Here is a 19,793-nt window from a genome sequence, read left to right on the forward strand (position 1 = left end):
GCATGGCCGAGCGCTTCAGACATGTCGCCATCGTGGGCAAGCATCAGGCGCCGGGCATCAAGCCGGTGCTGGAGGAGATTGCCCAGTTTTTGTGCACCCACGGCGTCGATGTCTCACTGGAAGCGGAGACCGCGCAGAACACCGGCATGACAGGTTACGACGCGCTGTCGCACGACGAGATGGGCCGCGTCTGCGACCTGGCCGTCGTCGTCGGCGGTGACGGCACGATGCTGGGCTTCGCCCGCGAGATGGCCCGCCACGGCGTGCCGCTGCTGGGTATCAACCAGGGGCGCCTGGGCTTCATCACCGACATCCCGATCGAGCGCTGGCGCGAGTCGCTGGCGCCGGTGCTGGCGGGCGACTACGAGGTCGAGTCGCGCGCGATGCTGGAAGGCGGCGTGCTGCGCGACGGCGAGTCCATCTTCTCGGGGCTGGCGCTGAACGACGTCGTCGTCAGCCGCGGCGGCACGTCGGGCATGGTGGAGCTGAAGGTGTCGGTGGGCGAGCAGTTCGTCGCCAACATGCGTGCGGACGGCCTCATCGTCGCGTCGCCCACCGGCTCCACGGCCTACGCGCTGTCGGCCGGCGGGCCCATCATGCACCCCAGCATCGCCGGCTGGCTGCTGGCGCCCATCGCGCCGCACACGCTGTCCAACCGCCCCATCGTGCTGCCCGACAGCGGCGAGGTGCGGCTGGAGATCGTGGCCGGCCGTGACGCGTCGGTGAACTTCGACATGCAGAGCCTGGCCAGCCTGCTGCACGGCGACACCATCACGGTACGCCGCAGCCAGTACCAGGTCCGCTTCCTGCACCCCCAGGGCTGGAGCTATTACGCCACGCTGCGTCGCAAGCTCCGCTGGTATCTCTAGCTCTCACTCACCATGCTGCGGCATCTCAGCCTCAAGGATTTCGTCATCGTCCCGACGCTGGAGCTCGATTTCGAGCCCGGCTTTGCCGTGCTGACCGGCGAGACCGGCGCGGGCAAGTCCATCCTCATCGACGCGCTGCAGCTGGCCCTGGGTGGCCGGGGTGACGCGGGCGTCGTGCGCGAGGGCGCGGCCAAGGCCGAGATCACGGCCGAGTTCGACACGCCGGCGCATCTGCGCGGCTGGCTGGACGAGGCCGGCTTCGACGTCGACGACCACCTGCTGCTGCGCCGCGTCATCGACGCGGCGGGCAAGAGCCGCGCATGGATCAACGGCGGCAGCGCCACGCTCACCCAGCTGCGCGAACTGGCCGACCACCTGCTGGACATCCACGGCCAGCACGCCTGGCAAGGCCTGACCCGCCCGGCCGCCGTGCGCGAGCTGCTGGACGGCTTCGCCGGGCTGGACACGGCGCCACTGGCGCGCGCCCATGCCGCGTGGAAGCAGGCGCTGGAGGCGCTGCAGAAGGCGCAGGGCCTGCAGGCCGACGCCCAGCGCGAACGCGAGCGGCTGGCCTGGCAGATCGCCGAGCTGGACCGCCTGGCGCCCGCCGACGGCGAGTGGGACGAGCTGAACGCCGAGCACGGCCGGCTGTCGCACGGCCAGTCGCTGATCGACGCGGCCAAGTCGGCGCTGGACGCGCTGGACGACGCCGAGCCCAGCGCCCAGTCGCTGGCCGCCGGGGCGCTGGACCAGCTGGAGCGCGTGCTGGACCACGACGCCCGCCTGCTGCCCGCCGTGCAGGCGCTGCGCGACGTGCAGGCGCAGCTGGCCGACGCCAGCCACACGCTGGCCGGCTACCTGCACAAGACCGACCTGGACCCCGAGCGGCTGGCCGAGCTGGACGAGCGCGTGTCGGCGTGGATGACGCTGGCCCGCCGCTACCGCCGCCTGCCCGAGGAGCTGCCCGCGCTGCTGGCACAGTGGCGTGCCGAGCTGGCCGCACTGGACGCTGCCAGCGACCCCGCGCAGCTGGAAGCCGCGCTGGCCGCCGCGCGCCGGGCCTTCGACGCCGAAGCCGCCGCCGCCAGCCGCGCGCGCAAGCAGGCCGCACCGCAGCTGGCCGCGGCCGTCACGGCGGCGATGCAGCAGCTGGGCATGGCCGGCGGCCAGTTCGACATCGCGCTGCCGCCCACCGACGGGCCGCAGAGCTGGGGCGCCGAGTCCGCCGAGTTCCTCGTCGCCGGCCATGCCGGCAGCACGCCGCGGCCGCTGGGCAAGGTGGCGTCGGGCGGGGAGCTGTCGCGCATCGCGCTGGCCATCGCCGTGACGACCAGCCAGGCCGACACCGGCCACGCACCGGGCACGCTGATCTTCGACGAGATCGACGTGGGCATCGGCGGCGCCGTGGCCGAGACCGTGGGCCGGCTCATGAAGCAGCTGGGGCACGCGGCCGACGGGCAGCGCCAGGTGCTGGCCGTCACGCACCTGCCGCAGGTGGCCGCCTGCGCGGACCGTCATCTGGTGGTCGCCAAGAGCCTGCAGGATGGCGCCACCGCCAGCCGCGTGGCGCCGGTATCCGGCGAGGCGCGCGTGGCCGAGATCGCGCGCATGCTGGGCGGCGAGCGGCTGTCGTCCACCAGCCTCGCCCATGCGCAGGAGATGCTGGCGGCCTCCACCATCACGACCAAGGCGAAGAAGGCCCGATCATGAGCCTGGAACAAGAGCTGCAGGGCGACGTCGTGCTGCTGACCGGCATGTCCGGCGGCGGCAAGTCGGTGGCCATGCATGCGCTGGAGGACGCCGGCTATTTCTGCGTCGACAACCTGCCGGCCGAGCTGCTGCTGGACTTCCTGAACCTGGAGCAGCAGCGCGGCGAGCGCCGTGTCGCCATCGCGGTGGACGTGCGCTCGGTCGGCTCGCTGCCGCTGATGCTGCCGCTGCTCAAGCAGCTGCGTGCCAGCGGCGTGCGGGTGCGCTCCATCTTCCTGGACGCCAGCAACGAGGCGCTGATGCGCCGCTTCTCCGAGACGCGCCGCCCGCACCCGCTGCGCCACCAGGGCCGCGACACCGGCTTCGGCGGGCTGGACAGCAACGCCGAGGAGGACAAGCACCGACTGCTGCTGGACGCGATCAAGCTGGAACGCGAGCTGCTGGGCGGGCTGAAGGCCGAGTCCACCGTCATCGACACCAGCCAGCTGCGGCCGGCGCAGCTGCGCGCGTGGCTGGGTGACCTGGTGGGCCCCGAGGCCAGCAACCAGCTGACGCTGGTGTTCGAGAGCTTCGCGTTCAAGCACGGCGTGCCCAGCGACGCGGACTTCGTCTTCGACGTGCGCGTGCTGCCCAACCCCTATTACGACCGCGAGCTGCGCCCGCTGACCGGGCGCGATGCGCCGGTGGCCGCCTACCTGGCCGCGCAGCCGGAGGTGGGGCTGATGATGGGCCAGATCGCCGGATTCCTGTCGCGCTGGCTGCCCAACTTCGCGGCCGACCAGCGCAGCTACCTGACCGTGGCCATCGGCTGCACGGGCGGGCAGCACCGCTCGGTGTATCTCGTCGAGATGCTGGCGCGGCAGTTCGGCCACCACGGCCACGTGCTCAAGCGCCACCGCGAGCTGGACGCCAAGTGATGTGAGCCGCCGCGCGCGGCGGGCCGGCCCGGACGGGCGCGCCCACAATTTCAGAACAATCGTTCTAGACATCGAGTTCTAGAACGGTTATTCTGAATTCATGACGCCCCCCACCCCCACCCGCCCGACGGCGGCCGAGCTGGACCTGCTGCAGGTGCTGTGGCGCCTGGGCCCGGCCGACGCCAAGGCCGTGCACGAGGCCCTGCTGCCCGACCGGCCCGACGCCACCTACGCCACCGTGCTGCGCCAGCTACAGGTCATGCACGGCAAGGGCCTGCTGACGCGCGACGAGAGCCTGCGCCCGCAGCGCTACGCGCCCGTGCAGGCGCAGGACAAGCTGCAGCAGTCGCTGGTGAAGGACTTCATCGCCAAGGCGTTCGCCGGCTCGGGCAAGGCCCTGGTGCTAGCCGCCTTGAAGAACCATGTGAGTGCCAAGGAGCGCGCGGAGATCCGCCAGCTGCTGGCAAGGAACGGAGATCAGCCTTGAATCTGGACATCGCCATGAATGCCTGGGGCTGGGCCCTGTTGAACTTCATCTGGCAAGGCGCCATCGTGGGCGGCGTGGCCGCGCTGCTGCTGGCGCTGCTGCGCGGCGCGTCGGCGCGCTGGCGCTACGGCGTCTGCGCCGCCGCGCTGGGCCTGTGCCTGGGGCTGCCGCTGGCGCAGTGCCTGGACCTCGCGCCCGCCGAGGTCGAGTTCGTCGGCCAGCTGCCGCCGCTGGCAGAGCAGATGCCGGCCCTGGTCGGCGCCTGGGCGCTGGGCACCGCGCTGATGCTGGCGCGGCTGGCGCTGGGCCTGGCCTGGGTGGCGCGCGCGCGCCGGCGCAGCACGCCGGCCCCGGCCGAGTGGCAGGCGCGGCTGGATGCGCTCGCCCGCCGCCTGGGCCTGCGCCGCCCCGTGCCGCTGCGCCTGCTGCCCGGCCTGGCCGGCCCCATTGCGCTGGGCATGCTGCGGCCCTGCGTGCTGCTGCCCGCCGCGCTGCTGAGCCGCCTGCCGGTGGACCTGCTCGAAGCGCTGCTGGCCCACGAGCTGGCGCATGTGCGGCGCTGGGACTACGTGGCCAACCTGCTGCAGAGCGTCGTCGAGGCGCTGCTGTTCTTCCACCCGGTGGTGTGGTGGCTGTCGGCCCGCCTGCGCGCCGAGCGCGAGCTGGTGGCCGACGAGATCTCGGCCGAGCTGCTGGGTGACTCCCGCCGCATGGCGCTCGCGCTGCACGCGCTCAGCGAGGTGCCGCAGGGCCACATGCCGAACGTCGCGCTGGCCGCGCAAGGCGGCGACCTGCTGCGCCGCATCGAGCGCCTGCTGGCGCCACGCCCGCAGGCCACCGGCTGGAAGCTGGCGCTGCCGGCGCTGCTGATCGCGGCAACGAGCTTCGTCGTGCAGGCCCGCGGCCGCGACACGCCCGAGCCGCCCCCCGCCGCCACAGCCACCGAGGCCAGGAGCGCGCCGCAGCCCGCCCCGCAGCTGCGCCTGCCGGTGAACGCCAAGCATGTCGTCGTCATCGACGACGCCACGGGCAAGGTGCTGATGTCGCGCGACGCCGATGCCGTCGTGCCCATCGCGTCGCTGACCAAGCTGCTGACGGCCATGGTGGTGCTGGACGCGAAGCTGGACCCGAACGAGAAGCTGCGCATCACCAACGACGACGTCGACACGCTCAAGCACAGCAAGTCGCGCGTGCGCGTCGGCACGCAGATGACGCGGCTGGCCGCGCTGGAGATGGCGCTGATGGAGTCGGAGAACCGCGCCGCCGCCGCGCTGGCCCGCACCTTCCCCGGCGGCGAGACCGGCTTCGTCAAGGCGATGCAGGCCAAGATCCGCGCGCTGGGCCTGAGCCGCACGGCCATCGCCGAGCCCACGGGGCTGTCGCCGGCCAACACGTCCACGGCCACCGAGATGGCGGCCATCACCGCAGCCGCCGCGCGCTACGGCGAGATCGAGCGCATCACCAGCGTGAAGAAGGCCAAGGTGCCGGTGGACGGACGGCCGCGCGAGATCCGCAACACCAACCGGCTGGTGGGCACCAAGGGCTGGAACATCCGCGTCTCCAAGACCGGCTACACGGAGGAAGCCGGCCGTTGCCTGGCGATGCGCATCCTCGACGGCAAGCGGCCCGTCACCGTCGTGCTGCTGGACGCCGACGGCTCGGCCCAGCGGCTGCGCGACGCGGCGCTGATCCGCAAGTCGCTGGCCAAGCAGGCCTTGTGATGCGCCGGCGCGAACTGCTCGCGGCGGGCTCCGCCTCCTGCGCCCTGCCCGCCGCCGCGCTGGACTTCGCCGCGCCGCGCGCGCCGGCGGCCATGCGCGTCAGCACCGACCGCATCATCGACATCGCCGTCGGCATCCGCCCGTTCCGCGCCCAGGGGCCGCGCATCGAGGCGCAGCGATTGCACGGCAAGACCGTGGTGCATCACTACGGCCACGGCGGCAGCGGCTGGTCGCTGAGCTGGGGCTCGGCGCAGCGCGCACTGGCGCTGATCCAGGCCCACGCGAAACCGGGCACGCGCATCGCCGTCATCGGCGCCGGCGCCATCGGGCTGACGACCGCGCGCACCGCGCAGCTGGCCGGCTTCAAGGTGCGGCTCTACGCCCGGGACCGGCCGCCGCGCGTGCACTCGTCGGCCGCCACGGGGCTGTGGACGCCCGAGTCGCGCATTGCCACCAGCGCGCACGCCACCGAGGCCTGGCGCGCCGACTGGGAGGCGATGGCGCGGGCGTCGTTCAAGATGCACCAGAGCTATCTCGGCCTGCCGTCCGGGCCGGTCGAATGGCATGACGGCTACGTCGTCTCCGACGACGGCTTCGAGCAGCCGCTGCCCGGCCACGTCGGCGAGCCCGACTACCCCGACCTCTACCCCCGCGTGGCCGACCTGCGTCCGCAGGGCAAGGCCTTGCAGCCGGGCGAGCACCCGTTCCGCGACGTGCAGGCACGCCGTTTCACGCAGCTGGTCTTCAACATCCCGGCCTACCAGCGCCTGCTGCTGGACGACTTCGCGCGTGACGGCGGCGAGCTGGTGCAGCGCGAGTTCCGCACGCCGCGCGATCTGGCCCGGCTGCCGGAGGCGCTGGTCGCCAACTGCACCGGCGACGGCGCCCGCACGCTGCTGGGCGACGCCAGCCTCACGCCGGTGCGCGGGCAGACCGCCCGGCTCGTCCCGCAGCCCGAGGTGGACTACGCGGTCATCTACCGCGGCCACAACGTCGTCGCGCTGCCGCGCCGCGACGGTCTGCTCGTTGCCGCGATGGGCGAGCACGACTTCGGAAACGCCGACCTGCGACCCGACCGCGAGCACTCCGAGGACGCCGTGCGGCGCCTCGCGGCGCTGTTCGGCTAGAAGGTTTCCCAGTCGCTGTCGCTGGACGCCGGGGCCGGTGCGACCGGCCTGGGGACAGGCACTGCTGCGACCGGCACTGCTGCCGGCCTGGCGGCCGCGGCTTTCACGGCGGGCTTGTGCATGGCCGGCCTGGGCGTCGCCGCCGGCCGGGGCGCCGGCTTGGGCGCGGCGCGCGTGGCCACGGCCTGGCCCGCATCGACGCGGAAGGCCGCCACCGCCTCGTTCAGCTTGGTGGTCTGCATGCGCATGCTCTCGGCCGCGGCGGCCGTCTGCTCCACCAGCGCGGCGTTCTGCTGGGTGGCCTGGTCCAGCTGGCTGACGGCGGCGTTGATCTGCCCCACGCCCTCGCTCTGCTCGCGGCTGGACACGGTGATCTCGGCGACGAGGTCGGTCACGCGCCGCACCTCGTTGACCATCTGGCCGATAGTCTCGCGCGCCGTCAGCACCTGCGCGCTGCCGCTCTCGACCTTCGCAACGCTGTCGCCGATGAGGCTCTTGATCTCCTTGGCCGCCTCGGCGCTGCGCTGGGCCAGCAGCCGCACCTCGCCGGCCACGACCGCGAAGCCGCGCCCCTGCTCGCCAGCCCGCGCCGCCTCGACGGCCGCATTCAGCGCCAGGATGTTGGTCTGGAACGCGATGCCGTCGATGGTGCCGATGATGTCGCCGATCTTGCGGCTGGCGGCCGAGATGCCGTCCATCGTCGACACCACCTCGCCCACCGCCGTGCCGCCCTGCTGCGCCACCTCGGACGCGCGGTTGGCGAGCTGGTCGGCCTGGCGCGCGTTGTCGGCATTGGCCTTGATCTGCGCGGCCATCTGCTCGACGGATGCGGCCGTCTCCTCCAGGCTGGAGGCCTGGCTCTCGGTGCGCGCCGACAGGTCGGCGTTGCCCTGCGCGATCTCGGCCGCGGCGACGTTGATCTGCTCGCAGCCCTGACGCACGCCGGACACCATGCGTGCCAGGTTCTGTGTCATGTCGTCCAGCATCGACAGCAGCTGGCCCAGCTCGTCGCGGCTGCTGCTGTGCACGCGCTGCGTCAGGTCGCCGCCGGCCACGGCCCGGACGGCCTCCGAGGCGCGCTGCACCGGCACGGTGATGGAGCGCGTGATGACCAGCGCCGCGAACGCACCGATCAGCAGCGCGACGACGGAGACGATGGCGAAGACCCACAGCACGCGCACATACGCCGCGGCGGCGGACTCGGTCGTCCCGGCCGCCAGCTTCTCGTTGTAGATCCACCACTCGTTGATGGTCTCGCGCACCGGCGTGAAGGCGGCGCGGGCGGGGCCGAAGGTGAGGTCGCGCGCGGCGGTGGCCTGGGTGGGGTCGGCCGCACCGTCTTCCGACGCCTTCAGCACCTTGTCCTGCGCGGCCAGGTAGCCCTTCAGGCCTTCGCTCACCTTGCCCAGCAGCGCGCGGTCCTGGTCGTCCGTGACGAGAGGCTCGTAGTCCTTGAGCCGCTGCTGCAGATCGCTTCGCGCCTTGGCGATGCGCGCCGACAGCGACTTCTTCTCCTTGTCGTCGTCGGTCAGGATGTGCTGCTGCTCCAGCCGCCGCGCATCCGACAGCGCGCCATCGATCTGGTGGATGGCGCGCAGCGACGGCAGGATGTTCTGGGGGTAGTACTCGGCGTAATAGTTGATGGACTTGGCCTGTAGCGCGCCGATGCCGGCCATCACCAGCAGCAAGGCCAGCAGCACCGCGAAGGCCAGGCCCAGCCGGGTTCCGACACGCAGGTTCTTCAAGGCGTCCAAGGCTGTCTCCTGTAGTTGTTCAGAAGACTTTGCCCCTTTCGCAAGGGGGAGGCAATGCGGGGGGGCGGCCTGTCCGCCCGCTGTCAGGTTTGCGCCGAATCCGACTCGCTGAGCAGCAGCGCCAGCAGCACCGCCGTGCCCACCGGCATGAAGATGACGATGGCGACGAACCACGGCGCGAACGCCCGGCCGGTGCGCTTGACCAGCTGCATCATGAAGACGCAGTGCATGGCGCCAGCCACCAGCATCCCCAGGCCCATGATGGCGATCCTGGCCGCCGGCGGGTCGGGCTCGTTGGCGCCGCTGATGAGCTGCCACAGGCACGCGCCGGCCACCAGCAGCGTGATCAGTGCGTACTCGACGCCGCTCTTGATGTCAGGTCTCATGGTCAGCTTTCCTCGATCAGCTTCTTCAGCGGCGCCGGCAGCGCGTAGTCCGCGATTCTCTCGCGCGCAACCCAGGTGCCGCCAGGCGTCGGCCCCTCGGGCCCCTCGGGCGCCTCGGCGCGCAGCGTGTGCAGCACCCAGTCGAAATGCGTCAGCGCATGCTGGATGCGCGGCAGCGTCGCCGGCTCGCTGCCAGGCAACGCCGCACGGGCGCTGGCCTCGTCGTCGAACATGGGCAGCGTCCACAGCCCCGCCCACACGCCGGTGGCCGGCCGCTGCTGCAGCAAGACCTGGCCCTGCTTCTCCACCCACAGCCACCAGTTCTCGCGCCGCCCGCGCTTGAGCTTCTTCGTCTTGACGGGGTAGCGCGTCGGGTCGCCCTGCTGCTGGCCGCGGCACAGCGGCTGCACGGGGCAGATCAGGCAGTCGGGCGAGCGTGCGCCGCAGACGGTCGCGCCCAGGTCCATCAGGCCCTGCGTGTAGCGGTCCACGTCGTGCTCGGGCAGCAGCGCGGTGGCGTGGTCCCACAGCTTCTTCTCGGCCGCGCTGCTGGCCAGGTCGCCGTCGAACGCCAGCACGCGGGACAGTACCCGCTTCACGTTGCCGTCCAGGATGGCGACGCGCTCACCAAAGCAGAACGCCGCGATGGCCGCCGCCGTCGAGCGGCCGATGCCCGGCAGCGTCTGCAGACCCGCGGCACTGCCCGGGAACGCGCCGCCATGCAGCTCGGCCACGGCCTTGGCACAGGCATGCAGGTTGCGCGCGCGGCTGTAGTAGCCCAGGCCGGCCCACTGCGCCAGCACCTCGTCCAGCGTCGCGGCTGCCAGGTCCGTCGCGCGGGGCCAGCGCGCGAGGAAGCGCTCGTAGTAGCCCAGCACCGTCGTCACCTGCGTCTGCTGCAGCATGACCTCGGACAGCCACACGCGGTAAGGATCGCGCGTGTTCTGCCAGGGCAGCGTGTGCCGGCCGTGACGCTTCTGCCAGGCGACGACGGTCTGGCCGAAATCCTCGATCAACGCTTCTGGCATGACGGGCAGAAAAAGGTGGAACGCTGCCCCTGCACGATGCGCTTGATGGCCGTGCCGCAGCGCCGGCAGGGTTCGCCTTCTCGGCCGTAGACCTGCGCCTGCATCTGGAAGCTGCCGGCCACGCCATGCGCGTCGCGGAAGTCGCGCAGCGTCGTGCCGCCCGCCTCCAGCGCCTGGCCCAGCACCTGGCGCACCGCGGCGGCGAGCTTGTCGGCACGTGGCCGGCTGAGCTTGCCGGCGGGCAGGCGCGGGTCGATGCCGGCCATGAACAGCGCCTCGCAGGCGTAGATGTTGCCGGCGCCGACGACGATGTCGCCCGCCAGCAGCGCCTGCTTGATCGGCACGCGCCGACCGCTCAGACCGGCGTGCAGATGCAGGCCGTCGAAGCGCTCGTCGAACGGCTCCAGGCCCAGGCCGGCGAGCAGCGTCGCCACGGGGTCGGCGTCCAGCGCCGCGCCCCAGACGACCGCACCGAAGCGGCGCGGGTCGGTCAGCCGCAGCAGGCCGCGGTCGGTATGCAGGTCGAAATGGTCGTGCGCGCCGGGCGCCGGCGTGGTTTCAAGAAACGCCAGCGAGCCCGACATGCCCAGGTGCATCAGCAGCCCGCCGCTGTTATCAAGCGGGAGCCACAAATATTTACCCCTTCTTTGCACGCTGCCGACGCGGGCGCCGAGCAGCGTTTCGGGGTCCACGCCGATGGGCCAGCGCAGCGGTTTTCCCAGGCGCAGGCCCGTCACCCGGGCCCCCTGGATGGCGTTCGCAAAGCTGCGGCGCGTGACTTCGACTTCAGGTAACTCGGGCATTTGCCGGAAATCATAATCAGCGCCTCGCCCCCCGGGCCTGGAGTCTGAATGCCGTTCACCGTCCGCCGCATCGCCTGCGCCGCCGCCCTGCTGCTGGGCCTGCATGCCCATGCCGAGGAGGCCCCGCCCGCCCCCGCCTCGTCGTTCACCAACTCCACGATGGACGCGCCGCTGTTCTATCAGCTGCTGATCGGCGAACTGGAGCTCAACAACGGCCAGGCCGGCGTCGCCTTCCAGGTGCTGCTGGATGCCGCCCGGCGCACCGGCGACGAGGCCCTGTTCAAGCGCGTCGTCAACATCGCGCTGCAGGCCCGAGCCGGCGACCAGGCGCTGCTGGCCGCCCGCGCTTGGGGCGACACGCTGCCCACGTCGGTCGAGGCGCACCAGACCGTCGTGCAGTTGCTGGCGCTGTTGAACAAGCCCGCCGAGGTGCCCCAGCCGCTGCGCGCGCTGCTGCGACTGGCGCCCGCCGACCAGCGCCCCGGCTTCATCGCATCGCTGCCGCGGCTGTTCCAGCGCGCGCCCGACCCCAAGGCCGTGCTCACCGCGCTGGCCCCGGTGCTGCAGGCGCAGACCGGCCCGCTCAAGCCCGCGGCCCTCTACACCGAGGCCCGGCTGGCGCTGAACGCCGGCGAGAACGCGCGCGCACTGGCGCTGACGCGCGAGCTCAACCAGGCCATGCCCGACGGCGACGACGCGATGCAGCTGGCCGTTGAGCTGATGCCCGCCGAGCCGCAGGCCGAAAGCCTCATCACCGAGCGCCTGGCTCAGAAGCCCGATCAGCACGCGCTGCGCCAGGCCTACGCCCGCACGCTGCTGAAGGCGCAGCGCCCGGCCGACGCGGCGCGCGAGTTCCGCACGCTGACCGAGGCCACGCCAGACAACCCCGCCGCCTGGCTGGCGCTGGGCGCGCTGGAGCTGGAGCTCAGGCACCTGCCCGCCGCCGAGGCCGCGCTGCGCGAGAGCCTGAAGCGCCTGGACCTGCCCGCCGCCGGCACCGACGCCGAGATCAAGGCGCGCGCCGACGGCCGCCAGAACGCATGGCTGATGCTGTCGCAGGTGGCCGAGCAGCGCGGCGACCTGAAGGCCGCCGAGGCCGCGCTGCAGAAGGTCGACGGCAGCGGCCTGGACGTCAGGTTCCGCCGCGCCAGCCTGCTGGCCCGCCAGGGCAAGCTGGCCGACGCCCGCAAGCTGCTCAAGCCCGCCGCCGACGCCAGCGACGCCGACGCCCGCGCCGCGCTGCTGGCCGAGTCGCAGCTGCTGCGCGAGCAGCGCGACTTCGCCGGTGCCGCCACCGTGCTGAAGGCCGGCACCGAGCGCTTCAAGGACGACACCGACCTGCTGTACGAGCAGGCCATGATGAGCGAGAAGCTGGGCCGCTTCGACGACATGGAGGCGCAGCTGCGCCGCGTCATCGAGCTCAAGCCCGACCACCACCACGCCTACAACGCGCTGGGCTACTCGTTCGCCGATCGCAACGTGCGCCTGCCCGAGGCCAGGCAGCTCATCGCGCAGGCGCTCAAACTCGCGCCCGGCGAGTCCTTCATCGTCGACAGCATGGGCTGGGTGGAGTTCCGCCAGGGCAACCTGCCCGAAGCCGCCAGGCTGCTGCGCCAGGCCCACGCCGGCCGCCCCGACGCCGAGATCGCCGCCCACCTGGGCGAGGTGCTGTGGGCCAGCGGCGCGCAGGACGAGGCCCGCCGCGTCTTCGCCGAAGGCCTGCAGCGCGAGCCCGACAACGAGGCGCTGCGCGACGCGATGAAGCGGCTCAAGGTCACGCCGTGAGGGCCGCCGCCCTGCTGCTGGCCGTGGCGCTGGCCGGCTGCGCGCAGCTGCCCAAGGCCCCGCCCGCCGACACCACCGAGGCCCGCCTGGGCGGGCGCATCAGCGTCACCGTTGCCGGCGACCAGCACAACCGCGGCACCGGCGGTGCGGCCAGCTTCGAGCTGTTCGGCGGGCCCGACGCCGGCCGGCTGGAGCTGACCTCGCCGCTGGGCACGCTGGTGGCCCGCGCCGCCTGGGCGCCCGGCCTCGTCGCGCTGACCACGCCCGACGGCGAACGCCGCTTCGACACCCTGGACGCGCTGACCCGCGAGCTGCTGGGCGAGGCCGTGCCGGTGGCGGCGCTGTTCGACTGGCTCCGCGCCCGCCCCTGGCCCGCCGCGCCGCACGAGAAGACTGCCAACGGCTTCGAGCAGTTGGGCTGGCGCATCGAGCCCAAGCTGCCGGCCCTCGTCGCCACGCGGCTGGCCGCGCCGGTCGTCACGCTGCGCGCCAAACTGGACGGAGGCGATGAAAGCACTCCATGACCTGGCCGCGCCGGCCAAGCTGAACCTCTTCCTGCACATCGTCGGCAAGCGCGACGACGGCTACCACCTGCTGCAGTCCGTCTTCGTGCTCATCGACTGGGCCGACACGCTGCACGTGGAACGCCGCGCCGACGGCCGCCTCGCCCGCCACGACGTGCTCGGCGGTGACCTGCCGGCCGACGACCTGTGCCTGCGCGCCGCGCGGCTGCTGCAGCAGGAGACCGGCTGCACGCTGGGCGCCGACATCCACCTCGAAAAACGCCTGCCCGCCGGCGCCGGCATGGGCGGCGGCTCGTCCGACGCCGCCACCACGCTGCTCGCGCTGAACCGGCTGTGGGACCTGCGGCTGCCGCTGCCGCGCCTGCTCGCGCTGGGGCTGAAGCTGGGCGCGGACGTGCCGTTCTTCCTCGGCGGCGGGCCGGCTTTCGTCGAAGGCATCGGCGAAATCCTGCACCCCATCACGCTGCCCGAACAGCGTTTCGCCGTCGTCAAGGGACCGGCCGGACTGGCGACCAAAGAGATTTTTTCAAGTAATCTCTTGGCAAGGTCCGAAAAGCTGGCTATAGTCGCTGGCTTTCCCGCTTCGGCAGGAGTTGCAGAAAGAATCTGCGAAGGCAACGGTCAAGACTTCGGTCGCAACGACCTGCAGCCCGCAGCAGAATCGATCAGCAGCGAAGTGCGAGATGCGTTGGCCCTGTTGTCGAAAACCTTCGGCAACGCCCGGATGACGGGTTCGGGGGCAGCAGTCTTCTCGATACTTGCCGGGGATGGAAAAGATGGCAAGGACGACCAGTCCCTGGCGACATTGCTGAAGGCCCAGCCTTCAGAGTGGACCGGTCGAATCTGCCGCAGTCTGGCTCAACACCCGCTCGCGGGCTGGGCAGATTGAGAAAGTTTTGGGGTGCAGCAGCTCTGCTGTGTCCTGTGTAGGGGAGTCGCCAAGTTGGTCAAGGCATCGGATTTTGATTCCGACATGCGAGGGTTCGAGTCCTTCCTCCCCTGCCAAATTCTTCTGATACTTCGCTGAACCGGCGCGCGTCAGCGAGCCACTGACTGATCCAGAGGCTCCAAGTGCTGCTCAACACGGTTCTCTTCACCGGCAACGCGAACCCGGTCCTCTCCCAGGAAATTGCCACCCACCTCGGCCTCGAGCTGGGCAAGGCCGTGGTCGGCCGCTTCTCCGATGGCGAGGTCGCCGTCGAGATCCAGCAGAACGTGCGTGCCCGTGACGTGTTCGTCATCCAGCCCACCTGCGCGCCGACGAACGAGAACCTGATGGAACTGCTGATCATGGCCGATGCCCTGAAGCGTTCCAGCGCCCGCCGCGTGACGGCCGTGATCCCCTACTTCGGCTACGCCCGCCAGGACCGCCGCCCGCGCTCCACCCGCGTGCCCATCTCGGCCAAGGTCGTGGCCAACCTGCTGGAGACCGTGGGCGTCGAGCGCGTGCTGACGATGGACCTGCACGCCGACCAGATCCAGGGCTTCTTCGACATCCCGGTCGACAACATCTACGCATCGCCCGTGCTGCTGTCGGACCTGAAGAGCCGCAACTACAGCAACCTGGTGGTCGTGAGCCCGGACGTCGGCGGCGTGGTGCGCGCCCGCGCGCTGGCCAAGCAGTTGGGCTGCGACCTGGCCATCATCGACAAGCGCCGCCCGGCCGCCAACGTGTCCGAGGTGATGCACGTCATCGGCGACATCGACGGCCGCAACTGCGTGATCATGGACGACATGATCGACACCGCCGGCACGCTGGTGAAGGCGGCCGAGGTGCTGAAGTCGCGCGGCGCCAAGAGCGTGTTCGCCTACTGCACCCACCCCATCCTGTCGGGCCCGGCCATCGAGCGCATCGCCGCCTCGCAGCTGGACGAGGTCGTCATCACCAACACCATCCCGCTGACCGACGCGGCCAAGGCCTGCAAGAAGATCCGCCAGCTGTCGGTGGCCTTCCTGTTCGCCGAGACCATCCGCCGCATCTCTGACGGCGAGTCGGTCACCTCCCTTTTCTCCGAGCAGAACAACAACTTCTGATCGGGGTATTCGTGGCGGCCGCAAGGCCGCTTTTTCAACGGCGCCTGGTCGCGGGTGCCGTTTCTCTTTTTGGAGAAAACCATGAAGTTCGTCGCTTTTGAGCGCAAGCTGCAGGGGACCGGAGCGAGCCGCCGCCTGCGAGTGGCCGGCAAGGTGCCCGGCATTGTTTACGGCGCCGGTGAGCCCGCACTGATCGAGCTCGATCACAACGCGCTGTACCACGCCCTGAAGAAGGAAGCCTTCCACAGCTCCCTGCTGGACATGGAGCTGAACGGCTCGGTCACGCAAGTGCTGCTGCGCGACTTCCAGATGCACCCCTACAAGCCGCAAGTCAATCACATTGACTTCCAGCGCGTGGACGGCACGACCAAGATCACGAAGAAGGTGCCCCTGCACTTCATCGGCGAAGAAAACTCCGTGGCCGTCAAGACCGACAAGAACACGGTCAACCACGTCATCACCGAGCTGGAAATCACCTGCCTGGCCCAGCAACTGCCCGAGTTCATCGAGGTGGACCTGTCCGGCCTGACCGCTGGCCACTCGCTGCACGTCAACGACATCAAGATCCCCGCGGGCATCAAGGTCGTCACGCACGGCAAGCCGAACCCGGTCGTCGCCACGCCGGTCGCCCCGGTGGCTGAAGAAATCATCGTCGCCGCCGCTCCGGCCGCCGACGACGGTAAGAAGAAGAAGAAGAAGTAATTTCTTCCCGGCTTCCTGCCAACGCAAAGGGCTCCCTCGGGAGCCCTTTGCCGTTTCTGCTCACCTCGATAATCCCGCCCCATGATTCGCTTGCTCGTCGGCCTGGGCAACCCCGGCACTGAATACGAAGACACCCGCCACAACGCCGGCTTCTGGTGGATTGACGGCCTGGCCCGCGGGCTCAAGGTGAGCCTGTCGCCCGACAAGGCTTATCACGGCCTCGTGGCGCGCGTGAACCAGGCGCCCGGCGCGAGCGGCCCGATCTGGCTGCTGGAGCCCATGACCTACATGAACGTCTCCGGCAAGTCGGTGGCGGCGCTGGCGCGCTTCTTCAAGATCGCGCCGGAGGAGATCCTGGCCGTGCACGACGAGCTGGACCTGCCGCCCGGCGAGATGAAGTTCAAGAAGGGCGGCGGCGACGGCGGCCACAACGGGCTGCGCGACATGCGCGCCCAGCTTGGCAGCGGCGACTTCTGGCGGCTGCGGCTGGGCATCGGCCACCCGGGCCACAAGGCCGAGGTGGCCAACTACGTGCTGCGCAAGCCGCCGCTGGCGGAGCGCCAGGCGGTGGAGGACTGCATCGAGAAGAGCTACGCCGCCGTCGAGCTGATGCTGCGCGGCGACATGGACAAGGCGCTCGCCAAAATTCACGCCAAGCCGCCGCGGCCCAAGCCCCCCAAACCGCAGCCGCCAGCGGAAACTCCGGCCTCATGAAACCGCTGCTGCTGGCTCTCGCCCTGAGCATCGCGCTGCCCGCGATGGCGCAGACGCAGAGCCGGCGTGCGCAGGTCTACCGCTGCGGCCCCGAGGGCCGTGACCTGCGCGACTCGCCCTGCCCGGGCGGCACCGGCGCCAGCAGCGTCGACTACGACGAACCCAGCGACGCGGACAGCCGCGCCGCGCGCAGCCGCCACCTCGCCGATGCCCGGCAGGCCGCGGCACTGGCCTCGGCCCGGCGCGCCAGCGAAGCCGAGGCGCGCCACCAGAAGGCCTCGCACATCGGCCTGCAGCCCGCGCCCGCCGCGGCCGCCAGTGCGCCGCAGGTCACCTACCTGAAACCGCCCAAGGTGGCGAAGCCCGCCAAGCCGCCCAAGCCGGCCGCCAGCAGCGCGCGCCGATAGAATGCTCGCTGTTGGTGCTCGCGCCGGTCTCCACGGCAGGCGCAGTTCAACGGGAATCAGGAGGGCAAGCCGCCACGCGGTGCGCCTAACCTGAGCTGTCCCCGCAACGGTAAGTGGACGAGGCTCACCCGCCTCGCTGCTCGACTCACAAGCCACTGGTGCCCTGCACCGGGAAGGCGTCGAGCGGATGTCCATCAGCCCGGATACCGGCCAACGACGGGGCTTGTCGCGCAACCAGCGGCAAGCCGTTTTCAGCCTTGCTGCGGGGGTCAGCACGGCTGGTGGTTCGTTTGCGTTTCTTCCATGTCCCAGTCCATCCTCGCGGCCCGTCGGCCGCTGTTCGCCTTGTCCATGCTGGCCCTGGCCGCGTCCGCCCACGCCCAGACCCGGCTCGACACCGTCGTCACCACCGCCACCCGCGCGCCGCAGAAACTCTCCGACGTGCTGTCCGACATGACGGTCCTCACGCGCGACGACATCGAGCGCCAGGCCGTCGGCAGCGTCGCCGACCTGCTGCGCCGCCAGGTGGGCTTCGAGATGATCCGCAACGGCGGCCCGGGCGCCAACACCAGCCTGTTCGTGCGCGGCGCCGACACGCGCCACACCACGCTGCTCATCGACGGCGTGCGCGTGGACTCCCAGGCCAGCAGCGGCGCGTCGTGGAACGCGATCCCGCTGGCGCAGATCGATCGCATCGAGATCGTGCGCGGCCCGGCCAGCGCGCTGTACGGCTCCGACGCCATCGGCGGCGTGGTGCAGATCTTCACGCGCAAGGGCGACGGCAAGCCGGTCGTCGACCTCGGCATCGGCGGCGGCAACCGCGGCCTCGTGAAGGCGGACGCCAGCGTCAGCGGCCGCACCGGCATCGTCGACTACGCGCTGTCCGTCGCCGCCGAGGGCAGCAACGGCTTCAACGCCCGCCCGGCGCCGGCCACGCCCACCTTCACGCCCGACGACGACGGCTACCAGAGCCGCAACGCCAGCCTGCGCCTGGGCGTGCAGCTGGCGGCCGAACACCGCCTGGAGGTCAGCGCGCTGACCAGCCATGTCGACGCCGACTACGACTCCAGCGCCACCGCCAAGACCGACGACCGCACGATCTCCGACACCCGCGCCATGCGGCTGGCCTGGGCCGCGCAGTGGAGCAGCGACGTGCGCAGCGAGCTGAGCGTGGGCGAGTCCAGCGAGCGCTACGAGACCCAACCCAGCCCCTACGTGACGAAGACGCGCGTGCGCACCTACGGCTTCAACACGAGCTGGAACCTCGGTACGGCCGGCACGCTGCAAGGCCTGCTGGAGCGGCGTGAAGACCAGCTCGACAACACCGGCGTCATCGGCGGCCACGGCAAGCGCCACCAGGACGCCGTCGGTGCCGGCTGGTCGTGGGCCAGCGGCCCGCTGTCGCTGCAGCTCAACGCCCGCCACGACCGCGACAGCGAGTTCGGCGGCACCAGCACCGGCGCGGTGGCCGGCGGCTACCGGCTGGGCGCCGGCTGGCGCGTACAGGCGTCGGCGGGTACGTCGTTCCGCGCGCCGTCGCTGTACCAGCGCTTCTCCGACAGCGGCAAGGCCAGCCTGCGCCCCGAGCAGGGCCGCAACGCCGAGCTGGGCCTGCACTACGCGTCGGGCCGCGATGAGTTCAGCATCACCGCCTACCGCAACCTGGTGCGCGACCTCATCGTCTACGTGTCCAAGCCCGTGTCCGGCGTCGCCGGCCCCTGCCCCAACCTCTACGGCTGCTACGACAACGTCAGCGAAGGCCGGCTGCAGGGCCTGAGCCTGCGCGGCGCCACGGCGCTGGGCGCGGTGCGTCTGTCCGGCACGCTGGACCTGCAGGCCCCCAAGGACAGCGACAAGGCCTCGGCCAACTACGGCAAGCTGCTGGCGCGCCGGGCCAAGACGCACGGCACGGTACGCGCCGAGACCGACATCGGCGCGTGGACGCTGGGCGGCCAGGTGCTGGCCAGCAGCAAGCGCACCGACAACCTGAGCACCGGCTACCAACTGGGCGGCTACGCGATGCTGGACCTGGACGCCCAAGTCGCCCTCTCGCACCAGTTGAGCCTGCAGTTCAAGGTCGACAACGTGTTCGACCGCAAGTACGAAACCGCCCGCACCTACGCGGCCACGCCGCGCCAGGTCTTCGTCGGCCTGCGCTTCACGCCGCAGCTCTGATGAACATGAGCCCCCACGCTCGCTCCGTTCGCTGCCCCCCGAGGGGGCGTTCAGCGCCCTTCGGGCGGCCGGGCGGGCGCTGAGGCCATGAGCCCGCATCACCTCATCGTCGGCGGCCAGCGCAGCGGCAAGTCGCGCCACGCCGAGCGCGTGGCGCAGGCCTGGCTGCGCGCCGGGGCCGGCCACACGGTCACCGTGGTGGCCACAGCGCTGGCCTTCGACGACGAGATGCAGGCCCGCATCGCCCGCCACCAGGCCGACCGGCCGGCGGGCTTCGCCACCGTCGAGGCGCCGCTGGCGTTGACGGCGGCGCTGCGCGAGGCCGCCGTGCCGGGCCGGCTGCTGCTGGTGGACTGCCTGACGCTGTGGCTGACCAACTGGCTGATGCCCATGGACAACGCGCCCGACCTCGCCGGCTGGCAGGCCGAACGCCAGGCGCTGCTGGACGCGCTGCCCGCACTGCCGTCGCCGGTGGTGTTCGTGTCCAACGAGGTCGGCTGGGGCGTCAGCCCGATGTCGCGCGAGGCGCGCTTCTACGTGGACGAACTTGGCCGGCTGAACCAGGCCGTGGCCAGCCGCTGCCAGCAGCTGACGCTGATGGTGGCCGGCCAGGCCTGGACCCGGGCGGTGGAGAAGGAAGAGGAATGACG

The 19,793-nt window shown here is 71.2% G+C and carries 19 protein-coding genes, 1 tRNA gene and 1 riboswitch; of the genes, 16 read left to right on the forward strand and 4 right to left on the reverse strand.

Annotated features, from left to right (window positions below; genetic code table 11):
• The first annotated feature begins 2 nt into the window (after window positions 1-2).
• From AC1Q7O_RS14645 to AC1Q7O_RS14670, 6 genes are all read left to right on the forward strand, one after another.
• Entirely contained in the window at window positions 3-869 is an 867-nt protein-coding gene (locus AC1Q7O_RS14645; protein ID WP_492657834.1) for an NAD kinase, read from the forward strand.
• A 12-nt stretch (window positions 870-881) separates the two neighbouring features.
• Window positions 882-2,579 (forward strand): DNA repair protein RecN, encoded by a 1,698-nt coding sequence (gene recN, locus AC1Q7O_RS14650; protein WP_492657835.1) that lies wholly within the window; start codon window positions 882-884, stop codon window positions 2,577-2,579.
• Window positions 2,576-3,496, forward strand: coding sequence for an RNase adapter RapZ (rapZ, locus tag AC1Q7O_RS14655; protein ID WP_492657836.1), 921 nt, complete (start codon window positions 2,576-2,578; stop codon window positions 3,494-3,496). Before recN ends, rapZ begins: the two co-directional genes overlap by 4 nt.
• A 100-nt stretch (window positions 3,497-3,596) precedes the next feature.
• Window positions 3,597-3,983 (forward strand): BlaI/MecI/CopY family transcriptional regulator, encoded by a 387-nt coding sequence (locus AC1Q7O_RS14660; RefSeq protein ID WP_492657837.1) that lies wholly within the window; start codon window positions 3,597-3,599, stop codon window positions 3,981-3,983.
• Window positions 3,980-5,704: a M56 family metallopeptidase gene (locus tag AC1Q7O_RS14665; RefSeq protein ID WP_492657838.1), complete on the forward strand. Its 1,725-nt coding sequence runs from the start codon at window positions 3,980-3,982 to the stop codon at window positions 5,702-5,704. The genes AC1Q7O_RS14660 and AC1Q7O_RS14665 overlap by 4 nt, the downstream gene beginning before the upstream one ends.
• On the forward strand, window positions 5,704-6,831 hold the full coding sequence (locus AC1Q7O_RS14670) for an FAD-dependent oxidoreductase (protein ID WP_492657839.1): 1,128 nt from the start codon (window positions 5,704-5,706) through the stop codon (window positions 6,829-6,831). The genes AC1Q7O_RS14665 and AC1Q7O_RS14670 overlap by 1 nt, the downstream gene beginning before the upstream one ends.
• On the opposite strand, the gene AC1Q7O_RS14675 is transcribed toward AC1Q7O_RS14670, so the two are convergent.
• From AC1Q7O_RS14675 to mutM, 4 genes are all read right to left on the reverse strand, one after another.
• Window positions 6,828-8,585 (reverse strand): methyl-accepting chemotaxis protein, encoded by a 1,758-nt coding sequence (locus AC1Q7O_RS14675; protein WP_492657840.1) that lies wholly within the window; start codon window positions 8,583-8,585, stop codon window positions 6,828-6,830. The two genes, AC1Q7O_RS14670 and AC1Q7O_RS14675, sit on opposite strands and share 4 nt — an antisense overlap.
• 83 nt (window positions 8,586-8,668) lie before the next feature.
• Window positions 8,669-8,971: a hypothetical protein gene (locus AC1Q7O_RS14680; protein WP_492657841.1), complete on the reverse strand. Its 303-nt coding sequence runs from the start codon at window positions 8,969-8,971 to the stop codon at window positions 8,669-8,671.
• 2 nt (window positions 8,972-8,973) lie between these two features.
• Window positions 8,974-9,999 (reverse strand): A/G-specific adenine glycosylase, encoded by a 1,026-nt coding sequence (mutY, locus tag AC1Q7O_RS14685; protein ID WP_492657842.1) that lies wholly within the window; start codon window positions 9,997-9,999, stop codon window positions 8,974-8,976.
• Entirely contained in the window at window positions 9,984-10,802 is an 819-nt protein-coding gene (gene mutM, locus AC1Q7O_RS14690; protein ID WP_492657843.1) for a bifunctional DNA-formamidopyrimidine glycosylase/DNA-(apurinic or apyrimidinic site) lyase, read from the reverse strand. The genes mutY and mutM overlap by 16 nt, the downstream gene beginning before the upstream one ends.
• A gap of 48 nt (window positions 10,803-10,850) precedes the next feature.
• Between mutM and AC1Q7O_RS14695 the strand changes: the two genes are divergently transcribed.
• The 10 genes from AC1Q7O_RS14695 to cobU all read left to right on the forward strand — a co-directional run bounded on the left by AC1Q7O_RS14695 (window position 10,851) and on the right by cobU (window position 19,791).
• Complete coding sequence (locus AC1Q7O_RS14695) at window positions 10,851-12,587, forward strand: tetratricopeptide repeat protein (RefSeq protein WP_492657844.1); 1,737 nt, start codon at window positions 10,851-10,853, stop codon at window positions 12,585-12,587.
• Window positions 12,584-13,111, forward strand: a complete 528-nt coding sequence (locus tag AC1Q7O_RS14700; RefSeq protein WP_492657845.1) for an outer membrane lipoprotein LolB — start codon at window positions 12,584-12,586, stop codon at window positions 13,109-13,111. The genes AC1Q7O_RS14695 and AC1Q7O_RS14700 overlap by 4 nt, the downstream gene beginning before the upstream one ends.
• On the forward strand, window positions 13,095-14,000 hold the full coding sequence (locus tag AC1Q7O_RS14705) for a 4-(cytidine 5'-diphospho)-2-C-methyl-D-erythritol kinase (protein ID WP_492657846.1): 906 nt from the start codon (window positions 13,095-13,097) through the stop codon (window positions 13,998-14,000). The genes AC1Q7O_RS14700 and AC1Q7O_RS14705 overlap by 17 nt, the downstream gene beginning before the upstream one ends.
• A gap of 39 nt (window positions 14,001-14,039) precedes the next feature.
• Window positions 14,040-14,116: transfer RNA gene (locus AC1Q7O_RS14710), tRNA-Gln, on the forward strand.
• 66 nt (window positions 14,117-14,182) lie between these two features.
• The gene (locus AC1Q7O_RS14715) at window positions 14,183-15,145 is read left to right on the forward strand and encodes a ribose-phosphate pyrophosphokinase (protein WP_394511924.1); all 963 of its coding nucleotides are present in this window, start codon (window positions 14,183-14,185) and stop codon (window positions 15,143-15,145) included.
• Window positions 15,146-15,226: 81 nt separating this feature from the next.
• Window positions 15,227-15,847, forward strand: a complete 621-nt coding sequence (locus AC1Q7O_RS14720) for a 50S ribosomal protein L25/general stress protein Ctc (protein ID WP_492657847.1) — start codon at window positions 15,227-15,229, stop codon at window positions 15,845-15,847.
• A gap of 81 nt (window positions 15,848-15,928) precedes the next feature.
• Window positions 15,929-16,561, forward strand: a complete 633-nt coding sequence (gene pth, locus AC1Q7O_RS14725) for an aminoacyl-tRNA hydrolase (RefSeq protein ID WP_492657848.1) — start codon at window positions 15,929-15,931, stop codon at window positions 16,559-16,561.
• Window positions 16,558-16,968, forward strand: a complete 411-nt coding sequence (locus AC1Q7O_RS14730) for a hypothetical protein (RefSeq protein WP_492657849.1) — start codon at window positions 16,558-16,560, stop codon at window positions 16,966-16,968. Before pth ends, AC1Q7O_RS14730 begins: the two co-directional genes overlap by 4 nt.
• A riboswitch (cobalamin riboswitch) is annotated at window positions 16,964-17,197 on the forward strand. Its footprint overlaps the gene before it by 5 nt.
• A 74-nt stretch (window positions 17,198-17,271) precedes the next feature.
• A complete protein-coding gene (locus AC1Q7O_RS14735; RefSeq protein WP_492657850.1) occupies window positions 17,272-19,143 on the forward strand; it encodes a TonB-dependent receptor domain-containing protein in 1,872 nt (623 codons plus the stop codon).
• 87 nt (window positions 19,144-19,230) lie between these two features.
• The gene (gene cobU / locus AC1Q7O_RS14740) at window positions 19,231-19,791 is read left to right on the forward strand and encodes a bifunctional adenosylcobinamide kinase/adenosylcobinamide-phosphate guanylyltransferase (RefSeq protein ID WP_492657851.1); all 561 of its coding nucleotides are present in this window, start codon (window positions 19,231-19,233) and stop codon (window positions 19,789-19,791) included.
• Window positions 19,792-19,793 lie beyond the last annotated feature (2 nt).

This window comes from Roseateles sp. GW823-FHT07B05 (assembly GCF_058794515.1).

Excerpts from the sequence above, each read along its gene's own strand:
- AC1Q7O_RS14705 (WP_492657846.1), top strand. The coding sequence starts at position 13,095 with ATGAAAGCACTCCATGACCTGGCCGCGCCGGCCAAGCTGAACCTCTTC.
- rapZ (WP_492657836.1), top strand. The coding sequence starts at position 2,576 with ATGAGCCTGGAACAAGAGCTGCAGGGCGACGTCGTGCTGCTGACCGGC.
- AC1Q7O_RS14645 (WP_492657834.1), top strand. The coding sequence starts at position 3 with ATGGCCGAGCGCTTCAGACATGTCGCCATCGTGGGCAAGCATCAGGCG.
- pth (WP_492657848.1), top strand. The coding sequence starts at position 15,929 with ATGATTCGCTTGCTCGTCGGCCTGGGCAACCCCGGCACTGAATACGAA.
- mutM (WP_492657843.1), bottom strand. The coding sequence starts at position 10,802 with ATGCCCGAGTTACCTGAAGTCGAAGTCACGCGCCGCAGCTTTGCGAAC.
- AC1Q7O_RS14660 (WP_492657837.1), top strand. The coding sequence starts at position 3,597 with ATGACGCCCCCCACCCCCACCCGCCCGACGGCGGCCGAGCTGGACCTG.
- AC1Q7O_RS14720 (WP_492657847.1), top strand. The coding sequence starts at position 15,227 with ATGAAGTTCGTCGCTTTTGAGCGCAAGCTGCAGGGGACCGGAGCGAGC.
- mutY (WP_492657842.1), bottom strand. The coding sequence starts at position 9,999 with ATGCCAGAAGCGTTGATCGAGGATTTCGGCCAGACCGTCGTCGCCTGG.
- cobU (WP_492657851.1), top strand. The coding sequence starts at position 19,231 with ATGAGCCCGCATCACCTCATCGTCGGCGGCCAGCGCAGCGGCAAGTCG.
- recN (WP_492657835.1), top strand. The coding sequence starts at position 882 with ATGCTGCGGCATCTCAGCCTCAAGGATTTCGTCATCGTCCCGACGCTG.
- AC1Q7O_RS14695 (WP_492657844.1), top strand. The coding sequence starts at position 10,851 with ATGCCGTTCACCGTCCGCCGCATCGCCTGCGCCGCCGCCCTGCTGCTG.
- AC1Q7O_RS14680 (WP_492657841.1), bottom strand. The coding sequence starts at position 8,971 with ATGAGACCTGACATCAAGAGCGGCGTCGAGTACGCACTGATCACGCTG.
- AC1Q7O_RS14730 (WP_492657849.1), top strand. The coding sequence starts at position 16,558 with ATGAAACCGCTGCTGCTGGCTCTCGCCCTGAGCATCGCGCTGCCCGCG.
- AC1Q7O_RS14670 (WP_492657839.1), top strand. The coding sequence starts at position 5,704 with ATGCGCCGGCGCGAACTGCTCGCGGCGGGCTCCGCCTCCTGCGCCCTG.
- AC1Q7O_RS14735 (WP_492657850.1), top strand. The coding sequence starts at position 17,272 with ATGTCCCAGTCCATCCTCGCGGCCCGTCGGCCGCTGTTCGCCTTGTCC.